Annotated in this window: 14 protein-coding genes and 3 tRNA genes; 3 read left to right on the top strand and 14 right to left on the bottom strand. The window is 60.4% G+C overall.

The window, feature by feature from the left end; all coding sequences use genetic code 11:
* Positions 1-5: 5 nt before the first annotated feature.
* The 3 genes from IE091_RS02990 to IE091_RS02980 form a co-directional block, all read right to left on the bottom strand.
* A complete protein-coding gene (locus IE091_RS02990; protein WP_039180056.1) occupies positions 6-1,328 on the bottom strand; it encodes a sodium ion-translocating decarboxylase subunit beta in 1,323 nt (440 codons plus the stop codon).
* A gap of 10 nt (positions 1,329-1,338) precedes the next feature.
* A complete protein-coding gene (gene oadA, locus IE091_RS02985; RefSeq protein WP_039180059.1) occupies positions 1,339-3,165 on the bottom strand; it encodes a sodium-extruding oxaloacetate decarboxylase subunit alpha in 1,827 nt (608 codons plus the stop codon).
* A gap of 92 nt (positions 3,166-3,257) precedes the next feature.
* Complete coding sequence (locus IE091_RS02980) at positions 3,258-3,515, bottom strand: OadG family protein (RefSeq protein ID WP_039180064.1); 258 nt, start codon at positions 3,513-3,515, stop codon at positions 3,258-3,260.
* A 127-nt stretch (positions 3,516-3,642) separates the two neighbouring features.
* Between IE091_RS02980 and IE091_RS02975 the strand changes: the two genes are divergently transcribed.
* On the top strand, positions 3,643-4,614 hold the full coding sequence (locus tag IE091_RS02975) for a tRNA dihydrouridine synthase (protein ID WP_229800701.1): 972 nt from the start codon (positions 3,643-3,645) through the stop codon (positions 4,612-4,614).
* A 238-nt stretch (positions 4,615-4,852) separates the two neighbouring features.
* Here the strand turns inward: IE091_RS02975 and IE091_RS02970 are convergent.
* The 9 genes from IE091_RS02970 to IE091_RS02930 form a co-directional block, all read right to left on the bottom strand.
* A tRNA-Arg gene (locus IE091_RS02970) sits at positions 4,853-4,929 on the bottom strand.
* Positions 4,930-4,996: 67 nt separating this feature from the next.
* A tRNA-Arg gene (locus IE091_RS02965) sits at positions 4,997-5,073 on the bottom strand.
* Positions 5,074-5,117: 44 nt separating this feature from the next.
* A tRNA-Ser gene (locus IE091_RS02960) sits at positions 5,118-5,210 on the bottom strand.
* 125 nt (positions 5,211-5,335) lie between these two features.
* Positions 5,336-5,524 carry a carbon storage regulator CsrA gene (gene csrA, locus IE091_RS02955; RefSeq protein ID WP_039180068.1) on the bottom strand — a complete coding sequence of 63 codons (189 nt, stop codon included), beginning with the start codon at positions 5,522-5,524 and terminating at the stop codon, positions 5,336-5,338.
* Positions 5,525-5,716: 192 nt separating this feature from the next.
* Entirely contained in the window at positions 5,717-6,967 is a 1,251-nt protein-coding gene (locus tag IE091_RS02950; protein WP_039180069.1) for an aspartate kinase, read from the bottom strand.
* A 106-nt stretch (positions 6,968-7,073) separates the two neighbouring features.
* A complete protein-coding gene (gene alaS, locus IE091_RS02945) occupies positions 7,074-9,686 on the bottom strand; it encodes an alanine--tRNA ligase (RefSeq protein ID WP_189462779.1) in 2,613 nt (870 codons plus the stop codon).
* 333 nt (positions 9,687-10,019) lie between these two features.
* Positions 10,020-10,493, bottom strand: a complete 474-nt coding sequence (locus IE091_RS02940; RefSeq protein ID WP_144982195.1) for a regulatory protein RecX — start codon at positions 10,491-10,493, stop codon at positions 10,020-10,022.
* A gap of 35 nt (positions 10,494-10,528) precedes the next feature.
* Positions 10,529-11,590, bottom strand: coding sequence for a recombinase RecA (gene recA, locus IE091_RS02935; RefSeq protein WP_039180074.1), 1,062 nt, complete (start codon positions 11,588-11,590; stop codon positions 10,529-10,531).
* Positions 11,591-11,679: 89 nt separating this feature from the next.
* Entirely contained in the window at positions 11,680-12,204 is a 525-nt protein-coding gene (locus IE091_RS02930; protein WP_144982198.1) for a CinA family protein, read from the bottom strand.
* A gap of 123 nt (positions 12,205-12,327) precedes the next feature.
* Here IE091_RS02930 and mutS point away from each other — a divergent pair, with 123 nt between their 5' ends.
* Both mutS and fdxA read left to right on the top strand, forming a co-directional pair.
* The gene (gene mutS / locus IE091_RS02925; protein WP_189462777.1) at positions 12,328-14,895 is read left to right on the top strand and encodes a DNA mismatch repair protein MutS; all 2,568 of its coding nucleotides are present in this window, start codon (positions 12,328-12,330) and stop codon (positions 14,893-14,895) included.
* Positions 14,896-15,046: 151 nt separating this feature from the next.
* Positions 15,047-15,370, top strand: a complete 324-nt coding sequence (gene fdxA, locus IE091_RS02920) for a ferredoxin FdxA (protein ID WP_039180081.1) — start codon at positions 15,047-15,049, stop codon at positions 15,368-15,370.
* 473 nt (positions 15,371-15,843) lie between these two features.
* Here the strand turns inward: fdxA and eno are convergent, their stop codons facing one another.
* Both eno and kdsA read right to left on the bottom strand, forming a co-directional pair.
* A complete protein-coding gene (gene eno / locus IE091_RS02915; protein WP_144982204.1) occupies positions 15,844-17,133 on the bottom strand; it encodes a phosphopyruvate hydratase in 1,290 nt (429 codons plus the stop codon).
* 68 nt (positions 17,134-17,201) lie between these two features.
* Entirely contained in the window at positions 17,202-18,065 is an 864-nt protein-coding gene (gene kdsA / locus IE091_RS02910) for a 3-deoxy-8-phosphooctulonate synthase (RefSeq protein WP_096922340.1), read from the bottom strand.

Below are 18,065 nucleotides of genomic sequence, written 5' to 3'. Positions count from 1 at the left end.
CCGTTCTATCCCAGGTACTTGATCATGACCCCGGCGGCCACCGCCGAGCCGATCACCCCGGCCACGTTCGGCCCCATGGCATGCATCAGCAGGAAGTTATGCGGGTTTGCCTCCAGCCCCACCTTGTTGGCAACCCGCGCCGCCATCGGCACTGCCGAGACGCCAGCCGCGCCAATCAACGGGTTGATGGGCATCTTGCTGACCATGTTCATGAGCTTAGCCATCAATACACCCGCCGCCGTCCCGATACCAAAGGCAACGATGCCCAGGCCCAGAATCCCTAACGTCTCGAACGTCAGGAAACTGTCGGCCATCAGCTTGGAGCCCACGGACAAGCCCAGAATGATGGTCACGATATTGATCAACGCATTCTGCGCGGTGTCCGACAGCCGCTCCACCACGCCACACTCACGCATCAGGTTGCCAAAACAGAACATGCCCAGCAGCGGCGCTGCATCCGGCAAGAACAGCGCGACGGCAATCAGCAGCATCAGCGGGAAGATCACCTTCTCAAGCTTGGAGACCGGACGCAGCTGCGTCATGGTGATCTTGCGCTCTTTCTCGGTGGTCAACAGCCGCATGATCGGCGGCTGAATGAGTGGCACCAACGCCATGTAGGCATAGGCCGCGACGGCAATGGCTCCCAGCAACTCTGGCGCCAGGACGCTGGACACATAGATCGACGTAGGCCCGTCCGCCCCACCGATGATGCCGATGGCGGCCGCCTGATTGAGCGAAAAGTTCATGACGCCCAGAGAGGTAAGCAGCACTGCACCAAACAGCGTGGCAAAAATCCCGAACTGGGCGGCCGCTCCCAGAAACAGCGTACGCGGGTTGGCCAACAGAGGACCAAAGTCGGTCATCGCACCTACGCCCATGAAGATCAGCAGTGGTGCAATGCCCGAGGCAATGGCAACACGATAGAAGCTGTAGAGCATGCCATCGTTGTAGCCTGCGCCCAGGGCAATGTCCTTGGCCACACGTAGCTGATCGTAGGCCGCCGTATCGTGAGCGACGGCTTTCAGCACCTCACGCCACCCCTCGACCCCCGCCAAGGGGTCCAGGGTAACGCCCAGCGCAGCCGCCATCTGTTGCAGCACGGCAGGCTTGGCCACCTCGATGGCCTGATCGAGCGCCGAAATGGCCAGCCCAGCTTCCGGAATATTGGCCAGGATGCCACCGAAACCAATCGGCACCAGCAGCAGCGGCTCGAATTTCTTGTAGATCGCCAGGTACAAAAGCCCCAGCCCTACCAGAATCATGACCGCCTGGCCAAGCTCCAGGTTATAGAGCCCGGAGCCTTCCCATAAGGTGATTAGTTTGTCCATGCGGGTGCCCTTAAAGCTCGATCAGCGCATCGCCAACGGCGACGCTATCGCCCTCGCTGACATTGACCTTGGATACCGTTCCAGCGCTGCTGGCACGCACTTCGGTCTCCATTTTCATGGCTTCGAGGATGATGACCACGTCGCCTTCGGCCACTTGGTCGCCGGGGCGTACGTTGACCTTGAAGATATTGCCTGCCAGCGGCGCATCGATACTTTCGCCGCTACCTCCAGCGCTTTCTGCCGCACCCGCTCCAGCGCTAGCGCCTCCACTGACGGCAGCTTGCTCCTTGATCTCGCCAATATCGCCACCCGGAGATACCTCGACCACATAGGCTTTGCCGTTGAGCTTGACGGTATAGGTTTCCGGACCGCTGTTGACCACAGCAGCAGGTGCAGCCGGTTCTGCCTTGGCAGGCACGGCTGCCTTTGTTTCTACTTGTGGCGCGGGCTCGAAGGCTTCCTTGTCGTCACGGTTCTTGAGGAACTTGAGGCCAATTTGCGGGAAGAGTGCGTAGGTCAGCACGTCATCCACCTGCCGCTCGCCTTCTGCCAGGCGCAGCTTGTCGGCACTGGCTTTCTCTTTCAGCTCCGTGGCCAGGCGCTCCATCTCTGGTGACAGGTTGTCCGCAGGACGGCAGGTGATCGGCTCGCCGCCTTCCAGCACGCGCTTTTGCAGCTCCGCATTGAAGGGGGCAGGTGCCGAGCCGTATTCGCCTTTCAACAGCGCCTGGACCTCTTTGGAAATCGACTTGTAGCGCTCGCCCATCATGACGTTCATCACTGCCTGGGTGCCGACGATCTGCGAGGTCGGCGTCACCAGCGGGATGAAGCCCAGGTCTTCACGTACGCGCGGAATTTCACCCAGCACGTCGTCCAGCTTGTCGCCAGCGCCCTGCTCTTTCAGCTGGCTCTCCATGTTGGTCAGCATGCCGCCCGGCACTTGCGCCACCAGAATGCGTGAGTCGATACCCCGCAGCGAGCCCTCGAATGCCGCATACTTCTTGCGTACCTCACGGAAGTAACCGGCAATGTCTTCCAGCAGCTCCAGGTCCAGCCCCGTGTCACGGTCCGTGTCCTTGAGCATCGCCACCACGGATTCGGTGGGGCTGTGTCCATAGGTCATCGACATCGATGAGATGGCCGTATCCACGTTATCGATGCCGGCTTCCACGGCCTTCAAAATGGTGGATGTCGAGAGCCCTGTGGTCGCGTGGCAGTGCAGGTGGACGGGAATGGAGAGTTCTTTCTTCAGGCGCGTCACCAGGTCGAACGCCGTGTAAGGCGTCAACAGTCCCGCCATATCCTTGATAGCCAGTGAATCTGCGCCCATGTTGGCAATGGTCTTCGCAAGATCTACCCAGCTATCCAGGGTATGTACCGGACTGACGGTATAGGAAATGGTCCCCTGGGCATGACCACCCACGGCACGCACTGCCTTGATGGCACGCTCCAGATTACGCGGGTCATTCATGGCGTCGAACACGCGGAACACATCGACCCCGTTGGTCTTGGCTCGCTCGACGAACTTGTCGACCACGTCGTCGGCATAGTGACGGTAGCCCAGCAGGTTCTGCCCGCGCAGCAACATCGCCTGCGGCGTGTTGGGCATCGCCTCTTTCAGGGCGCGAATGCGCTCCCAGGGGTCTTCACCCAGATAGCGAATGCAGGCATCGAAGGTGGCGCCGCCCCAGGTCTCCAGCGACCAGTACCCGACCTTGTCGAGCTTTTCGGCGATAGGCAGCATGTCATCGAGCCGCAGCCGAGTCGCGAATAGCGACTGGTGGGCATCGCGCAGCACAACATCAGTGATTCCTAACGGGCGTTTTACGTCGTTCATGGTCGTGACTCACCGTTTAGCATTATTGATTTGTAGTAAATTTAACAAAACTTATTCTTGAAACGCCGCCATGGCGCCTTCTGTATCCGTACTCAGCGGCGCTGGGCGGCTCGATAACGATGCACTGCAGCACTGATCACGGCCACGACCTCGTCGTCAGGCCCGGCCTGAGCAGTGGCCGGACGTTTTTTTCGGCCAGCAGCGGGAGCCGCCACCGCCGGTTGAAAACGCCCTACCAGTTTCGACATCAGCGTTACGCTGACCACCAAAACCGTAAGAAAAACAAAAACAAACCCCATGCCGAGCCCCATCAGGGCGAGCCCCTCCTGGAGTAACTCCGACCCTTGCATAGCGTGCTCTCCTTGTTGTTTAAGGTGGTTGGCACACCAAACGCCCTCAGAGGCGCTTGGCGGAGTAAGGGTAATACACTAACCTGCCACATCCAGAATAGAATGCAATCGCGCCATAGTGGAAGTCATGGTTGTTAATTTACTACATAAAGGCAAGATCGGCCTTGCGCCAATGGAAGGGGTCATCGACGCGCTCACCCGCGACCTGCTGACCCGCCAGCCCGGTTTCGACTGGACGGTGACAGAGTTCGTACGGGTGGTGGATACACGCCTTCCGCCCAGAGTGTTCTACAAGCACTGCCCCGAGCTCCAGCAACGCCCTGTGGCCACCCCAAGCGGTATTCCGGTGCACCTGCAGCTGCTCGGCTCCGACCCCAGCGCGCTGGCCGAAAATGCTCGTCAGGCGCTGGCGCTGGGCGCCATCAGCGTCGACCTCAACTTTGGCTGCCCAGCCAAGCTGGTCAATCGTCACGACGGCGGGGCCTCTCTGCTGCGCCAGCCCGAACGGGTCTATCAGGCCGTCAGGGCGGTGGCCGACGCCTTGGCAGGCGAGATCCCGGTAACCGCCAAGATACGCCTGGGCTTCGCCAATCGACGCCTGGCCGTGACCTGCGCCCAAGCGACCCAGGCAGGCGGCGCCGCGCGGCTGGTGGTACATGGCCGAACCCGCGATGAGGGCTACCGCCCGCCCGCGCACTGGGAGTGGATCGGCAAGGTTCGTCACCACGTGGACATCCCCGTGGTGGCCAATGGCGATATATGGACGCTGGAGGACTACTGGAAGGCGCGCACGCTGTCGGGCTGCCGTGACGTCATGCTGGGCCGCAGCGCCCTGGCAGACCCCTGGCTGGCCCCACGTATTCGCCACTGGCAGGAAACCGGCGAGCGGCTGCCAGAAACCACCTGGGCAATGCGCGCCAGCGTGCTACAAGAGTACGCCGAGCATCAGCGTCAGCAGCTGCCGGATCGCGTCGTGGTTTCTCTGGTGAAACAGTGGCTGGCACAAATGCGCCAAGGCAATGCCGAAGCCGAGCAGCACTTTCAGCGCCTGAAGCGGGTCACGGACCTGGACATACTGCTCGACAGCCTTGTGCCGTAACGCTTCGCCCTCTGGCACAGAACCCAACGCTACGAACAAGAAGCTATCGAACCAGAACCTATCGAACCTGAACCTATCGAACCTGAACCCACCGAACCATAAACTACCGAGCAAAAAAAAGCGCCCTTCCGCAAGATGCGGGGGCGCTTTACACGATCGCAAGATCAACGCGCGAGCCACGTCGATCAGGCTAGAAGCAGAAAACCCGCCCTCTGATAAGAGAGCGGGTTTTGGAATCTGGCGCGCCCGGGAGGATTCGAACCTCCGACCACCTGATTCGTAGTCAGGTACTCTATCCAGCTGAGCTACGGGCGCTTGACAGTCATGCTTTTCTCGAAAAGCAATGAAACTACTGTAACATCAAAACCTTACGTTTGCAACTTGGCGCGCCCGGGAGGATTCGAACCTCCGACCACCTGATTCGTAGTCAGGTACTCTATCCAGCTGAGCTACGGGCGCGTATCGAACGATGCTACGTATCAAACAATGTTACATGGTGCGGCTGGCGGAGAGGGAGGGATTCGAACCCTCGATAGGGCTATAAACCCTATACTCCCTTAGCAGGGGAGCGCCTTCAGCCACTCGGCCACCTCTCCTCAACAGCACGGCGCGAATGTTACCGATTATGAGGGCTGGTGTCCACCCCTGTGCCGATTTTTTTTCGCGCCGACCTGATAGTTACCGCTAAAGCGCCCTTTGTGAGCGCGACACTGGCGGCCATTTATTCTGCTTCGCTTTCGCTATTACGTTCACGCTGAATGCGCTGATAGATCTCTTCACGGTGTACCGCGACATCTTTTGGTGCGTTCACACCAATGCGCACTTGATTACCTTTCACACCTAACACTGTGACGGTGATTTCATCACCGATCATCAGCGTTTCGCCAACGCGGCGGGTTAGGATGAGCATGGCTGATCTCCTTCTCAGACGTTTTTATACAACGGGATGTGTCCGCCGGTGGCGTCACCACGCCATTATGCGGCATGGTGACCCCTGCCACCAATGGCTTTAACCCTATGACACCTTAACCTCCCGTTGAATGGAAGCCCACCACCACTCGGTAGCGAGTACCTTCAGCGTAGAAGGTTTGAGGGACAATTGTTATTCAGATTCGATATCGGCCTTGTCCAAGCCGAATGCCTTGTGCAAGGCATTGACCGCAAGTTCCATGTGTTTTTCGTCGATCACCACGGAAATCTTGATCTCAGACGTCGATACCATGCGAATATTCACGTTCTCTTCGGCCAGCACGCGGAACATTTTCGATGCCACGCCAGCATGCGAGCGCATACCTACGCCCACCAGCGACACCTTGGCAATGTTGTCGTCGCCGCGCAGTTCGCCGCCGCCGAGATCGGGAATGACGGTCTCTTCCAGCAGCTTCTTGGTGGCCTTGTAGTCACCTTTTGCTACCGTGAAAGTGAAATCGGTGTAGTCACCGGCCGGTGCTACATTTTGGACGATCATGTCCACTTCGATGTTGGCGTCGGCAATGGGGCCCAGGATTCGAGAGGCAACGCCGGGCACATCGGGCGTGTGCAGCAGGGTCAGCTTGGCTTCGTTCTTGGTAAACGCGATACCGGAGATTAGCGGTTCTTCCATAGAGTCCTCGTCTTGGTCAGAGTCTGCAACAATCAGGGTGCCAGGGCCATCTTCAAAGCTCGACAGTACCCGTAGCGGTACGTTGTACTTGCCAGCGAATTCCACCGCGCGAATCTGCAGCACTTTGGAGCCCAGACTGGCCAGTTCCAGCATTTCCTCTACCGTGATGCTCTCCAGGCGCTGAGCCTTGGAGCAGACGCGTGGGTCCGTGGTGTAGACACCGTCCACGTCGGTATAGATCTGGCACTCATCGGCCCCCAGGGCCGCTGCCAGCGCCACGCCAGTGGTGTCCGAGCCGCCACGCCCCAGCGTGGTGATGTTGCCGTTTTCGTCCACCCCTTGGAAACCGGCGACCACCACGACCTTGCCAGCATCCAGATCGGCTTTCAGGTCATCGGTTTCGATACGCTGGATACGCGCTTTGGTATACGCGCTATCGGTATGAATGCCTACCTGTGCACCGGTATGGGACGTTGCCGAGACGCCAATGTGCTGCAGCGCCATGGCCAGCAGAGAGATGGTGACCTGCTCGCCTGTCGAGAGCAGCATATCCATTTCACGCGGGGCGGGGTCTTCGTTCAGGGCATGCGCCATATCGGTCAGGCGGTTGGTTTCGCCACTCATCGCAGAGACGACGACGACGACCTGGTGCCCCTGGTCACGAAAGCCTTTGACCTTTTCCGCCACGGCTTTGATACGGTCGACAGAGCCCACCGAAGTGCCGCCGAACTTCTGTACGTATAGTGCCATATGCCGTTTTTCCTTTACGTTCGGGAATGGAGGGTGAATGTTGTTATTGCCAATTTTCCTGACGAACAAAAAGGCCGGCAGCAAATAATGCCACCGGCCTTCCTTTTTAGCTAAGCGTGTTTTCCAACCAGGCCGGAACGCTATTCAACGCTCCTGGCAGCGCATCGGGCTGGCTACCGCCCGCTTGAGCCATATCGGCACGACCGCCCCCTTTACCGCCGACCTGGGAGGCCACATGGTTGACCAGCTCGCCAGCCTTCACACGGCCAGACAGATCGTCCGTGACGCCGGCAATCAGGCTGACCTTGCCAGCAGCGGCATCGGCCACGCCCAGCATGATGACGCCCGAGCCCAGCTTGTTCTTGAGCTGATCCAGCACGCCGCGCAAGTCCTTGCCAGAGACGCCTTCGAGCTGAGTGACCAGCAGCTTCACGCCAGCCACTTCCTGAACCTGGCTGAGCATGTCGCTGCCTGCCGCGCTGGCCAGCTTGGCCTTCAGTTGCTCCAGCTCTTTCTCCAGGCTGCGGTTGCGCTCGACCAGCGATTCCACGCGCGCTTCTACCTGCTCGGGCTTGGTTTTCAGACGCTCGCCCAGGCGCTGTACTCGGGCCTCCTGCTCGCGGAAGTACGCCAGCGCGTTTTCTCCGGTGATCGCCTCGATGCGGCGTACGCCGGAGGCAATACCCACTTCGCTGACCACATGGCAGCAGCCGATGTCGCCACTGCGGCTTACGTGAGTACCGCCACACAGCTCGATGGAGAAATCGTCGGCACCAATGGTCAGTACGCGCACGTTGTCGGCGTATTTCGCCTCGAACAGTGCCGCCGCGCCTTTGGCCTTGGCATCGGCCAGGCTCATCTGCTCGATCTTCGTCGGAGCATTGGCCAGGATCTGAGCGTTGACGATGCGCTCCACTTCAGCGAGCTGATCAGCGGTCATCGGCTCGAAATGGCTGAAGTCAAAGCGCAGGCGCTCGGCGTTGACCAGCGAGCCTTTCTGCTGAACGTGATCGCCAAGCACCATACGCAGCGCTTTGTGCAGCAGGTGGGTCGCCGAGTGGTTGCGAATGGTCGCGCTGCGCAAGCTGGCGTCCACTTCACCGCGTACGTGGGCACCCACGCTCAGCGAGCCTTCCACCATCACCCCCTGATGCAGGTGATGGCCGCGCTGCTTCTGAGTATCGGTGACCTGGAAGCGGCCACCATCGACGTGCAGGTAGCCCGTGTCGCCCACCTGGCCGCCGGACTCGCCGTAGAATGGCGTGCGGTCCAGCACCACGGTGCCCTTCTGGCCCGCTTCCAGGGCCGCCAGAGCATTGCCTTCGCTGTCCACGAGCGCCGTCACGGTGGCCCGATCTTCCAACTGCTCGTAGCCGGTAAACTGCGTCTCGCCTTCCAGTTCGATGGAGGCGGTGTAGTCGGCCCCGAACTGGCTGGCGGCACGCGCGCGTTCACGCTGCGCTTCCAGTTCACGCTGGAAGCCTTCTTCATCCAGGGTGACTTCCCGCTCGCGGCACACGTCGGCGGTCAAATCGAAGGGGAAACCGTAGGTATCGTACAGCTTGAACACGGTCTCACCGGGCAGCACGTCGCCTTGCAACTCTTCCAGCGCAGCATTCAGCAGCCCCATGCCATGATCCAGCGTACGGGCGAACTGCTCTTCCTCTTTCAGCAGCACGCGAGCAATCTGCTCGCTGGCCTCACGCAGCTCGGGGTAGGCATCGCCCATTTCGGCATCCAGCGCGCTCACCAGCTTGTGGAAGAACGGCTCGGCCGCGCCCAGCTTGTGGCCATGGCGAATGGCGCGACGGATGATACGACGCAGTACGTAGCCGCGCCCTTCGTTGGAAGGCAGCACGCCGTCGGCAATCAGGAAGGCGCACGAGCGAATATGGTCGGCAATCACGCGCAGTGATGGCGTCGTCGTGTCCTGATGCCCGGTCGCCTGGGCCGCGGCTTGCAGCAGGTTCTGGAACAGGTCGATCTCGTAGTTGGAGTGTACGCCCTGCATCACCGCCGCCACGCGCTCCAGCCCCATGCCGGTATCGATCGACGGCTTGGGCAGCGGGTGCAGCGTGCCATCGGCTGAACGGTCGTACTGCATGAAGACCAGGTTCCAGATTTCGATGAAACGGTCACCGTCTTCCTCAGGCGTTCCGGGCGGGCCACCCCAGACTTCCGGGCCGTGATCGAAGAAGATCTCGGAACATGGGCCACAGGGGCCGGTGTCGCCCATCTGCCAGAAGTTGTCCTTGGCACCAATGCGCGCAATGCGTTCGCGTGGCACACCAATCTCATCGGCCCAGATGGCGTAGGCCTCGTCATCTTCGGTGAACACCGTGACCCACAATTTTTCGGCAGGCAGCCCCAGACGCTCGGTCAGGAACGTCCAGGCAAAGCGAATGGCATCACGCTTGAAATAGTCGCCAAAGCTGAAATTGCCCAGCATTTCGAAGAAAGTGTGGTGGCGCGCGGTGTAGCCGACGTTATCCAGATCGTTGTGCTTGCCGCCAGCACGCACGCAGCGCTGCGCAGATGCCGCACGAACGTAGGGTCGCGGATCTCGGCCTAGGAACACATCCTTGAAGGGCACCATGCCTGCATTGGTGAAGAGCAGCGTCGCGTCGTTGCCCGGCACCAAGGAGCCGGTGGGCACAACGGTGTGCCCCTGCTGTTCGAAATAATCGAGAAAGGCCTGTCTGAGTTCTGCGCTTTTCATAGGGTATCCGTGACAAGAAAGCGTGATGCCCCAGGGCGCTGTCGCCGCTACCCGCTGGGGTCGCAAAACGCCCATTATAACGCAGTTGTCAAACGACTAAAGCCGCAGATAGTGGCAGAGCCCCTAATGACACAATAAATAGAGGGCGGGTGGCACGATAATTTAGAGGTAGGGAACCGCGTGGTGAACAGCCTTGGGCGGGCTTATAAACAGCCCTGAGCGGGGTTATAGACAGCCTTGAGCGGGTTTATAGACAGCCTTGAGCGGGCTTATAAACAACCCTGAGCGAGGTACTAGACAGCCCTGAGCAGGCAGATGAAACCCCTGAACGGGTTAAGAAGAGGGCGACAAACAGGAGATTGCATAGCGAATTTGCTCGAAATCGAAGCCACGCCCGGCCAGAAAACGTTCTCGCTTGGCGCGCTCCTTGGGCGTCTCGCCCGGCGAGCTGAAGCGGCGCTCCAACGTTTGGCGGGCCAGCTCGAACCAGTCCACGGCTTCGCGCGCTTCCACCGCCACCAGCGCAGCGGCAAAGGTTTGCGCATCGACACCGCGCTGGCGCAGCTCTCCCTTGATGCGAATCACTCCCTGTCCGCGAGCGATGCGTGAGCGGATGAAGCTTTCGGCAAAACGCTCGTCCGACTGCAGCGCCTGCTCGGCCAGCGCATCGAGGCAGGCGCTGATCTCGTCAGCCTCGAAGGCCTTTTGCTCGAGCTTGCGGGCCAGCTCGGCGCGGGAGTACTCGCGCCGAGCCAGCCACTGAATCGCCCACTCTCTTGGCGAAGCATCGGCTTTAGCAGAAAACATTCACGTCTCCTGCCCGACAACGCCAACAGCCTGGTTCAAAGCAGATCGTCATCACCCTCGGCTGCCACATCTGCTGCTGGGGCTTCTTCTTTCTTCGGCTCTACCTTGGCCAGCAGTTGCTCACGGATTTGAGATTCGATCTCTTCCATGATCTCGGGATGCTCTTCCAAGTACTGGGCCGCATTGGCCTTGCCCTGGCCGATCTTGCTGCCCTTGTAGCTGTACCAGGCGCCCGCCTTGTCTACCAGGCTGCACTGCACGCCCAGGTCGATGACTTCGCCTGCGTGATAAATGCCCTTGCCGTAGAGAATCTGGAACTCTGCCTGGCGGAACGGCGGTGCGACCTTGTTCTTCACGACCTTGACGCGGGTTTCGTTACCCGTGACTTCGTCGCCAGACTTCACGGAGCCCGTACGGCGGATATCCAGGCGCACGCTGGCGTAGAACTTCAGGGCATTACCCCCGGTGGTCGTTTCGGGGCTGCCGAACATCACGCCGATCTTCATGCGGATCTGGTTGATGAAAATCACCAGACAGTTGGCGTTCTTGATGTTACCGGTGATTTTACGCAGCGCCTGGGACATCAAACGCGCCTGCAGGCCCACGTGGGAATCACCCATTTCGCCTTCGATCTCGGCACGGGGCGTCAGCGCCGCCACGGAGTCGATGATGATCACGTCCACGCCGCCCGAGCGGACCAGCATGTCGGTGATTTCCAGCGCCTGCTCACCCGTATCGGGCTGGGAGACCAGCAGGTCGTCCAGGTTGACGCCGAGTTTTTCGGCGTAGCTGGGGTCCAGCGCGTGCTCGGCGTCCACGAAGGCACACACTTTGCCCTGCTTTTGCGCCTGGGCAATGACTGACAGGGTCAGCGTGGTTTTACCGGATGACTCTGGGCCAAAGATTTCGACGACACGACCAAACGGCAGCCCGCCGATGCCGAGCGCAATGTCCAGCCCCAGCGAACCGGTGGAGACAGACGGCATGACGACGCGAGGCGCATCGCCCAGACGCATGACGGTGCCCTTGCCGAACTGACGATCGATCTGGCTGAGTGCCGCGTTCAGCGCTTTTGTGCGGTTGTCTTCCTGAGCCATGCAGAGATTCCTCATAACAAGCTGTATAATTAGCCAGTAGTATGCCAAAGATCAGCGATGAAACAAATCCTCGGCGGCAACTTTAACGATTATTTCTTGGCGGCCAGGGCAGAAAGCCGAGCGACCAACCCTGCCAGAGCTTCACGGACCGCCTGCTCGCGCACCGCCTGGCGGTCACCTGGAAAATGAAAACGCTCTGCCTGCTGGCTCTCGGCATCGCCCCAGGCCAGCCACACGGTGCCCACCGGTTTCTCCTCGCTACCGCCTTCCGGCCCGGCAACCCCGCTGACCGCTACGGCCAGGTCGGCACCGCTGTCACGACAGGCGCCCGCTACCATGGCCCGCACGACCGATTCACTGACCGCGCCATGGGCTTCCAGCAGCGCAGGCTCGACCCCCAGCAGGCGAGTCTTGGCAGCGTTGGAGTAGGTCACATAGCCTGCGGTGAAGTAAGCCGAGCTACCGGCCGTGGAGGTAATGGCGCTGGCAATGCCACCTCCCGTGCACGACTCGGCGGTGGTCACTTCGACGTGCAGCTGCTGGCAAAGCCGCCCAAGTCGTTGAGCCAACAGTGATAAATCGAGATTCTTGAGACTGGAAACACTGGGGGCCATGGTGACTCCTTCATGTAAGACCTTAGGGTAGCGTAGAATACTGCGTTTAGCTTTCTCAACGAAATTGCCCAACGAACATGCCGCATGCCGTTCAGGTCTGCGCCACGCTCAATCAGGACGCTCATGTCACAGGCCAGCCCCGCCCATACGCCGATGATGGCGCAGTATTTGAAAATCAAACGCGAGCACCCCGAGGTATTGCTGTTCTACCGCATGGGGGACTTCTACGAACTGTTTTTTGACGACGCCAAACGGGCAGCAGCGCTGCTGGATATCACCTTGACCCAGCGCGGTCAGTCGGGCGGCAAGCCGATCCCCATGGCAGGCGTGCCTTATCACAGCGCCGAGGGCTACCTTGCCAGGCTGGTAGCGGGTGGCGAATCGGTGGCCATTTGCGAGCAAATTGGCGACCCCGCCACCAGCAAAGGCCCTGTCGAGCGCCAGGTGGTGCGCATCGTGACCCCTGGTACGCTGCACGACGAGGCGCTGCTGGATGCCCGACGCGACAACGTGCTGGTGGCCGTGGCCCCGGGCAAGGAAGGCTGGGGGCTTGCCTGGCTGGAGCTTTCCAGCGGGCGCTTCAACGTGCTGGAGGTAGAGAGCGAGGCCGAAATGCTGGCCGAGCTGACCCGCCTGTCACCTGCCGAACTGCTGGTGCCTGAAAGCCTTTCGCTGCCCGACGCCTGGTCGCACAAGCGCAGCCTGCGCCGCCAGGGTGAATGGCTATTCGACCTGGAAAGCGCCACGCGCAGCCTGTGCGACCAGTTCGAAGTGAGCGACTTGCGCGGGTTTGGCTGCGCGCATCTCTCCACCGCTTTGGTGGCCGCAGGCGTCTTGATCGACTATGCCCGGGACACCCAGCGCTCGCGGCTGCCCCATGTCACGTCCATCAGCGTGGAGAATCGCGACGACGCGGTGGTGATCGATGCGGCCAGCCGCCGCAATCTGGAAATCGACATCAACCTCGGCGGCAACGGCGACAACACCCTGGCCAGCGTACTGGACACCTGCGCCACCGCCATGGGCTCACGGTTGCTCAAACGCTGGTTGAACCGCCCCCTGCGCCAACGAGACATCGTCGAAGGACGCCAGGCGGGCGTTGCCCTGCTCTCCATCGATGCCGCTTACATGAGCCTGCGCGAGACGCTGAGCGATGTAGGCGACGTGGAGCGGATTCTCGCCCGGGTTGCCCTGTACAGCGCTCGCCCACGTGACCTGGCAAGACTGCGTGACGCCCTCACCACGCTGCCTACCCTGGAAGCGCTGCTGGCCGATATCGATACCGGTAGCGCTCTGGACGGCCTGACACCGAACATCCGCCCCTACCCGACGCTGGCCGAGACGCTGAACCGAGCCCTGGTCGACAACCCACCGGTGGTGATTCGTGACGGCGGCGTGATTGCCGATGGCTTCGATGCCGAGCTGGATGAACACCGGGGCATGGCCGAGAACGCGGGCGATTACCTGGTCCAGCTCGAACTGCGCGAACGCGAGCGCACCGGCCTGGCCAACCTCAAAGTGGGTTACAACCGCGTCCATGGCTACTTCATCGAGCTGCCCCGCTCCCAGGCCCAGCAGGCGCCTGCAGACTACATTCGTCGCCAGACGCTGAAAAACGCCGAACGCTTCATCATTCCCGAGTTGAAAGAGTTCGAAGACAAGGCACTGTCCGCCAAGTCACGCGCACTGACCCGAGAGAAATGGCTCTACGAACAGCTGTTGGCCACCCTGAATGAGCAGCTGCATGCCCTGCAAGCCACCTCGCGGGCCTTGGCCGAGCTGGACGTGCTGTGCGCCTTTGCCGAACGCGCCGAGGCGCTCAACTGGGTGCGCCCACAGTTGGTCGCGACCACGGGCATTACCATTACCGCGGGCCGCCACCCGGTCGTGGAGCAGGTCAGCGACAAACCGTTCGTGCCCAACGACGTCATGCTGACGCCTGAACAGCACATGCTGATCATTACCGGCCCCAACATGGGGGGTAAATCGACCTACATGCGCCAGACGGCACTCATTGCCCTCCTGGCACACAGCGGCAGTTTCGTGCCTGCCGATGCCGCCGAGGTTGGCCCCGTCGATCGCATCTTTACCCGTATCGGCTCCTCCGATGACCTGGCAGGCGGGCGCTCCACCTTCATGGTGGAAATGACCGAAACCGCCAATATCCTGCACAATGCCACCGAGCACAGCTTGGTACTGATGGACGAGATCGGGCGCGGCACCAGCACCTTCGACGGCTTGTCGCTGGCCTGGGCCAGCGCCGAACATTTGGCCCGGGCCCGCGCGCTGACGCTGTTCGCGACGCACTACTTCGAAATGACCGCGCTGCCCGAGCAGGCCGAGGGGGTGGCCAACATTCACCTGACGGCCACCGAGCACGGGGATGGCATCGTCTTCATGCACCGCATCGAAGCCGGCCCCGCCAGCCAGAGCTACGGGCTACAGGTCGCTCAACTGGCCGGGGTGCCGGGGCCGGTGATTCGTCGCGCACGGGAGAAGCTGATGACGCTGGAACAGCGCGACGTGGACACTCAGCAGCGGCCCTTGTCAGGCTCCCAGGCGCCTCAGCAGAACGACCTGTTTGCCAGCGCGCCACATCCGGTAGTGGACGCACTGACCAGCACTGACATCGACGATTTATCACCACGCGAGGCGCTGGATCTGCTCTACCAGTGGCGCTCGATGCTGTAAACACGGGTGAGATTGATGCCTGGCGCTTGCCGCCATGGGGCAGCACTACTAAAATGGCGCCACATTTAGCTTATAAAAAACGGCTAATCTATAACCATTCGCGATTAAACACGACCGGAGAACGCTCCGGTCCCGCAAGAGGGATAGTGAGATGACGTTTGTCGTTACCGAGAACTGCATCCAATGCAAGTACACCGACTGCGTGGAAGTTTGCCCGGTCGACTGTTTCTATGAAGGCCCCAACTTCCTGGTCATCCACCCGGATGAGTGCATCGATTGCGCCCTCTGCGAGCCGGAGTGCCCCGCCGAGGCCATTTTCTCGGAAGACGAGATACCGGATGGGCAAGAGCAGTTCATCGAGATCAACGCCGAGCTGGCCGACGTGTGGCCCAATATTGCCGAGAAGAAAGACCCGCTGCCCGATGCCGAAGAGTGGGACGGCAAGCCCGGCAAGCTCGAAAAGCTGGAGCGCTGATCGCAGCGACACGGCATTTCCTGAGAACCAGCGTTCGCGCTGGTTTTTTTTGGCCTGACTAATGCGCACGCAAAAAAAAGGCGGCCCGTAGGCCGCCCGCTCCAAGCACTTCCTCTGACCACTCCCTGGGTCAACCTCCTCAGGTGACTTCCTTGCCAGGGCTCACATCACTGTGTCACCCGGCGCACCTGCATACATCCCGTTGCATCCTGCCTGAAGCATCCTTGCCTCCCCTTGTCCTGAATGCATTGTGGCAGAACAGCGCAACTTCTCAAGCGGACCCAATACGCAAAAGGCGAGCCCAAGGGGCTCGCCTTTCTTTCATAAAACCCAACCAAGACAATCACTTAAAGTTGGATTAGTGAAAAATTTCGCTTTTTCTTACAAGGTTTCGAGCGAATGTCGTCGGCATTTGTAAGAGATCTCTTACAAATTTTTGAGAGATCTCTTACACGCCGCCTCTGGTTTTTCGCTTATTGGCCCTTGATGGCCTTCAAACCGGGGTAGGTCACTTCCCCCAGCTCTGCTTCGATGACCAGCAGACGGTTGTATTTGGCCACACGGTCAGAACGACACAGCGAGCCGGTCTTGATCTGTCCTGCACACGTGCCCACGGCCAGGTCGGCAATGGTGGTGTCTTCGGTCTCACCACTGCGGTGAGAGATGACCGCCGTGAAGCCAGCGTCCTGGGCCATCTTGATCGCATCGAGGGTTTCGGAGAGCGAGCCAATCTGGTTGAACTTGATCAGGATCGAGTTACCGATCTGCTCGTCGATGCCACGCTTGAGGATCTTGGTGTTGGTCACGAACAGGTCATCGCCCACTAGCTGCACCTTGTCGCCCAGCTTGTCGGTCAGGGCTTTCCAGCCCGCCCAGTCGGATTCGTCCATGCCGTCTTCGATAGAGACGATGGGGTAGTCCGCACACAGGCCCGCCAGGTAGTCGGCAAACCCTTCGGAGTCGTAACGCTTGCCTTCTCCGGCCAGGTCGTACTGACCGTCCTTGTAGAATTCGGAGGCAGCGCAGTCCAGCGCCAGGGTGACATCGCTGCCCAGGGTATAACCGGCATCGGCCACCGCCTGCTTGATGACGGCCAGTGCCTCGGCGTTGGATGTCAGGTTGGGCGCGAAGCCACCCTCATCCCCTACCGAGGTAGACAGCCCCTTGGCAGACAGCACTTTCTTCAGCGCGTGGAAAATTTCCGCGCCCATGCGCAGGCCTTCACGGAAGTTGGCAGCGCCGACCGGCTGCACCATGAACTCCTGAATATCCACGTTATTGTCGGCGTGCTCACCGCCGTTGAGGATGTTCATCATCGGTACCGGCATGCTGTACTGGCCTGGTTGACCGTATAGCTCGGCAATGTGCGCATACAGCGGTACGCCCTTGGCGTTGGCAGCGGCTTTGGCAGCGGCCAGCGACACGGCCAGAATGGCGTTGGCGCCCAAGGTGGCCTTGTTGTCGGTGCCGTCCAGCGCCAGCATGGCGTCATCCAGACCGCGCTGGTCCCGTGCATCCATCCCCAACAACGCATCACGGATCTTGCCATTCACGGCGTCCACGGCTTTCAACACGCCTTTGCCGAGGTAACGCGCCTTGTCGCCATCACGCAGCTCGAGTGCTTCGCGGGAGCCGGTAGAGGCACCGCTGGGCGCGCAGGCGCTGCCTACGGCACCGCTTTCCAGACGCACGGTTGCCTGAACGGTCGGGTTGCCGCGCGAATCGAGCACTTCCAGCGCACTGATTTCAACAATTTTGGTCATGACAGTGTCCTTTGGTTGTCGGTCTGATGGAGGTTAGGTCCAATGTATACCACGGTTTATCGCAGCGATTAACGGATGGTCAAAGGGTCGAAGCCTTTCACCAAGGTATCCAACTGCGCCAGCTGCGTCAGGAAGGGCTCCAACTGGTCCAGCGGCAGCGCACACGGGCCGTCGCATTTGGCGTTGTCCGGGTCCGGGTGGGCTTCCAGAAACAGCCCCGCCAGGCCTACCGCCACGCCCGCACGGGCCAGCTCGGCCACCTGGGCACGGCGGCCGTCGGCGCTGTCGGCACGGCCACCGGGGCGCTGCAGGGCGTGGGTCACGTCGAAAAACACCGGATAGCCGGTGTGCTTCATATCGCCAAAGCCCAGCATGTCCACCACCAGGTTGTTGTAGCCAAAGCTGGTGCCGCGCTCGCAGAGCATCAGGCGGTCATTGCCCGCTTCCTGAAACTTGCTGAGGATATGGCGCATTTCATGGGGTGCCAGAAACTGAGGCTTCTTGATGTTGATGGCAGCGCCCGTCTTGGCCATGGCCACCACCAGATCGGTCTGGCGCGCCAGGAAAGCCGGAAGCTGGATGATATCGGCTACCTCGGCCGCAGGCGCAGCCTGCCAGGGCTCGTGCACATCGGTAATGATGGGCACGTTATAGCGCGCCTTGATATCGGCCAATATCTGCAGCCCTTTCTCCATCCCAGGGCCACGATATGAGTGAATCGAGCTGCGGTTGGCCTTGTCGAAACTGGCCTTGAACACATACGGCATGCCCAGCTTTTGCGTCACGGCCACGTAAGCCTGCGCGACTTCATCGGCCAGTTCCGCCGACTCCAGCACGTTCATGCCGCCCAGCAGCATGAGTGGCAAAGAATTGCCGGCGGTTAAGCCGGCAACGTGGATGTGATGCTCTGGGAATTGGGATTGAGAAGACAT

Origin of the sequence: Vreelandella hamiltonii (genome assembly GCF_014651775.1) — a bacterium.
GTDB lineage: Bacteria > Pseudomonadota > Gammaproteobacteria > Pseudomonadales > Halomonadaceae > Vreelandella > Vreelandella hamiltonii.
Note: the sequence above shows the minus strand (reverse complement) of the source record. Positions and strands in the feature narration are given on the sequence as shown.

Bases quoted from the DNA above. Each gene is read 5' to 3' on its own strand.
- IE091_RS02990 (WP_039180056.1), bottom strand. From the start codon at position 1,328: ATGGACAAACTAATCACCTTATGGGAAGGCTCCGGGCTCTATAACCTG.
- oadA (WP_039180059.1), bottom strand. From the start codon at position 3,165: ATGAACGACGTAAAACGCCCGTTAGGAATCACTGATGTTGTGCTGCGC.
- IE091_RS02980 (WP_039180064.1), bottom strand. From the start codon at position 3,515: ATGCAAGGGTCGGAGTTACTCCAGGAGGGGCTCGCCCTGATGGGGCTC.
- IE091_RS02975 (WP_229800701.1), top strand. From the start codon at position 3,643: ATGGTTGTTAATTTACTACATAAAGGCAAGATCGGCCTTGCGCCAATG.
- csrA (WP_039180068.1), bottom strand. From the start codon at position 5,524: ATGCTCATCCTAACCCGCCGCGTTGGCGAAACGCTGATGATCGGTGAT.
- IE091_RS02950 (WP_039180069.1), bottom strand. From the start codon at position 6,967: ATGGCACTATACGTACAGAAGTTCGGCGGCACTTCGGTGGGCTCTGTC.
- alaS (WP_189462779.1), bottom strand. From the start codon at position 9,686: ATGAAAAGCGCAGAACTCAGACAGGCCTTTCTCGATTATTTCGAACAG.
- IE091_RS02940 (WP_144982195.1), bottom strand. From the start codon at position 10,493: ATGTTTTCTGCTAAAGCCGATGCTTCGCCAAGAGAGTGGGCGATTCAG.
- recA (WP_039180074.1), bottom strand. From the start codon at position 11,590: ATGGCTCAGGAAGACAACCGCACAAAAGCGCTGAACGCGGCACTCAGC.
- IE091_RS02930 (WP_144982198.1), bottom strand. From the start codon at position 12,204: ATGGCCCCCAGTGTTTCCAGTCTCAAGAATCTCGATTTATCACTGTTG.
- mutS (WP_189462777.1), top strand. From the start codon at position 12,328: ATGTCACAGGCCAGCCCCGCCCATACGCCGATGATGGCGCAGTATTTG.
- fdxA (WP_039180081.1), top strand. From the start codon at position 15,047: ATGACGTTTGTCGTTACCGAGAACTGCATCCAATGCAAGTACACCGAC.
- eno (WP_144982204.1), bottom strand. From the start codon at position 17,133: ATGACCAAAATTGTTGAAATCAGTGCGCTGGAAGTGCTCGATTCGCGC.
- kdsA (WP_096922340.1), bottom strand. From the start codon at position 18,065: ATGTCTTCTCAATCCCAATTCCCAGAGCATCACATCCACGTTGCCGGC.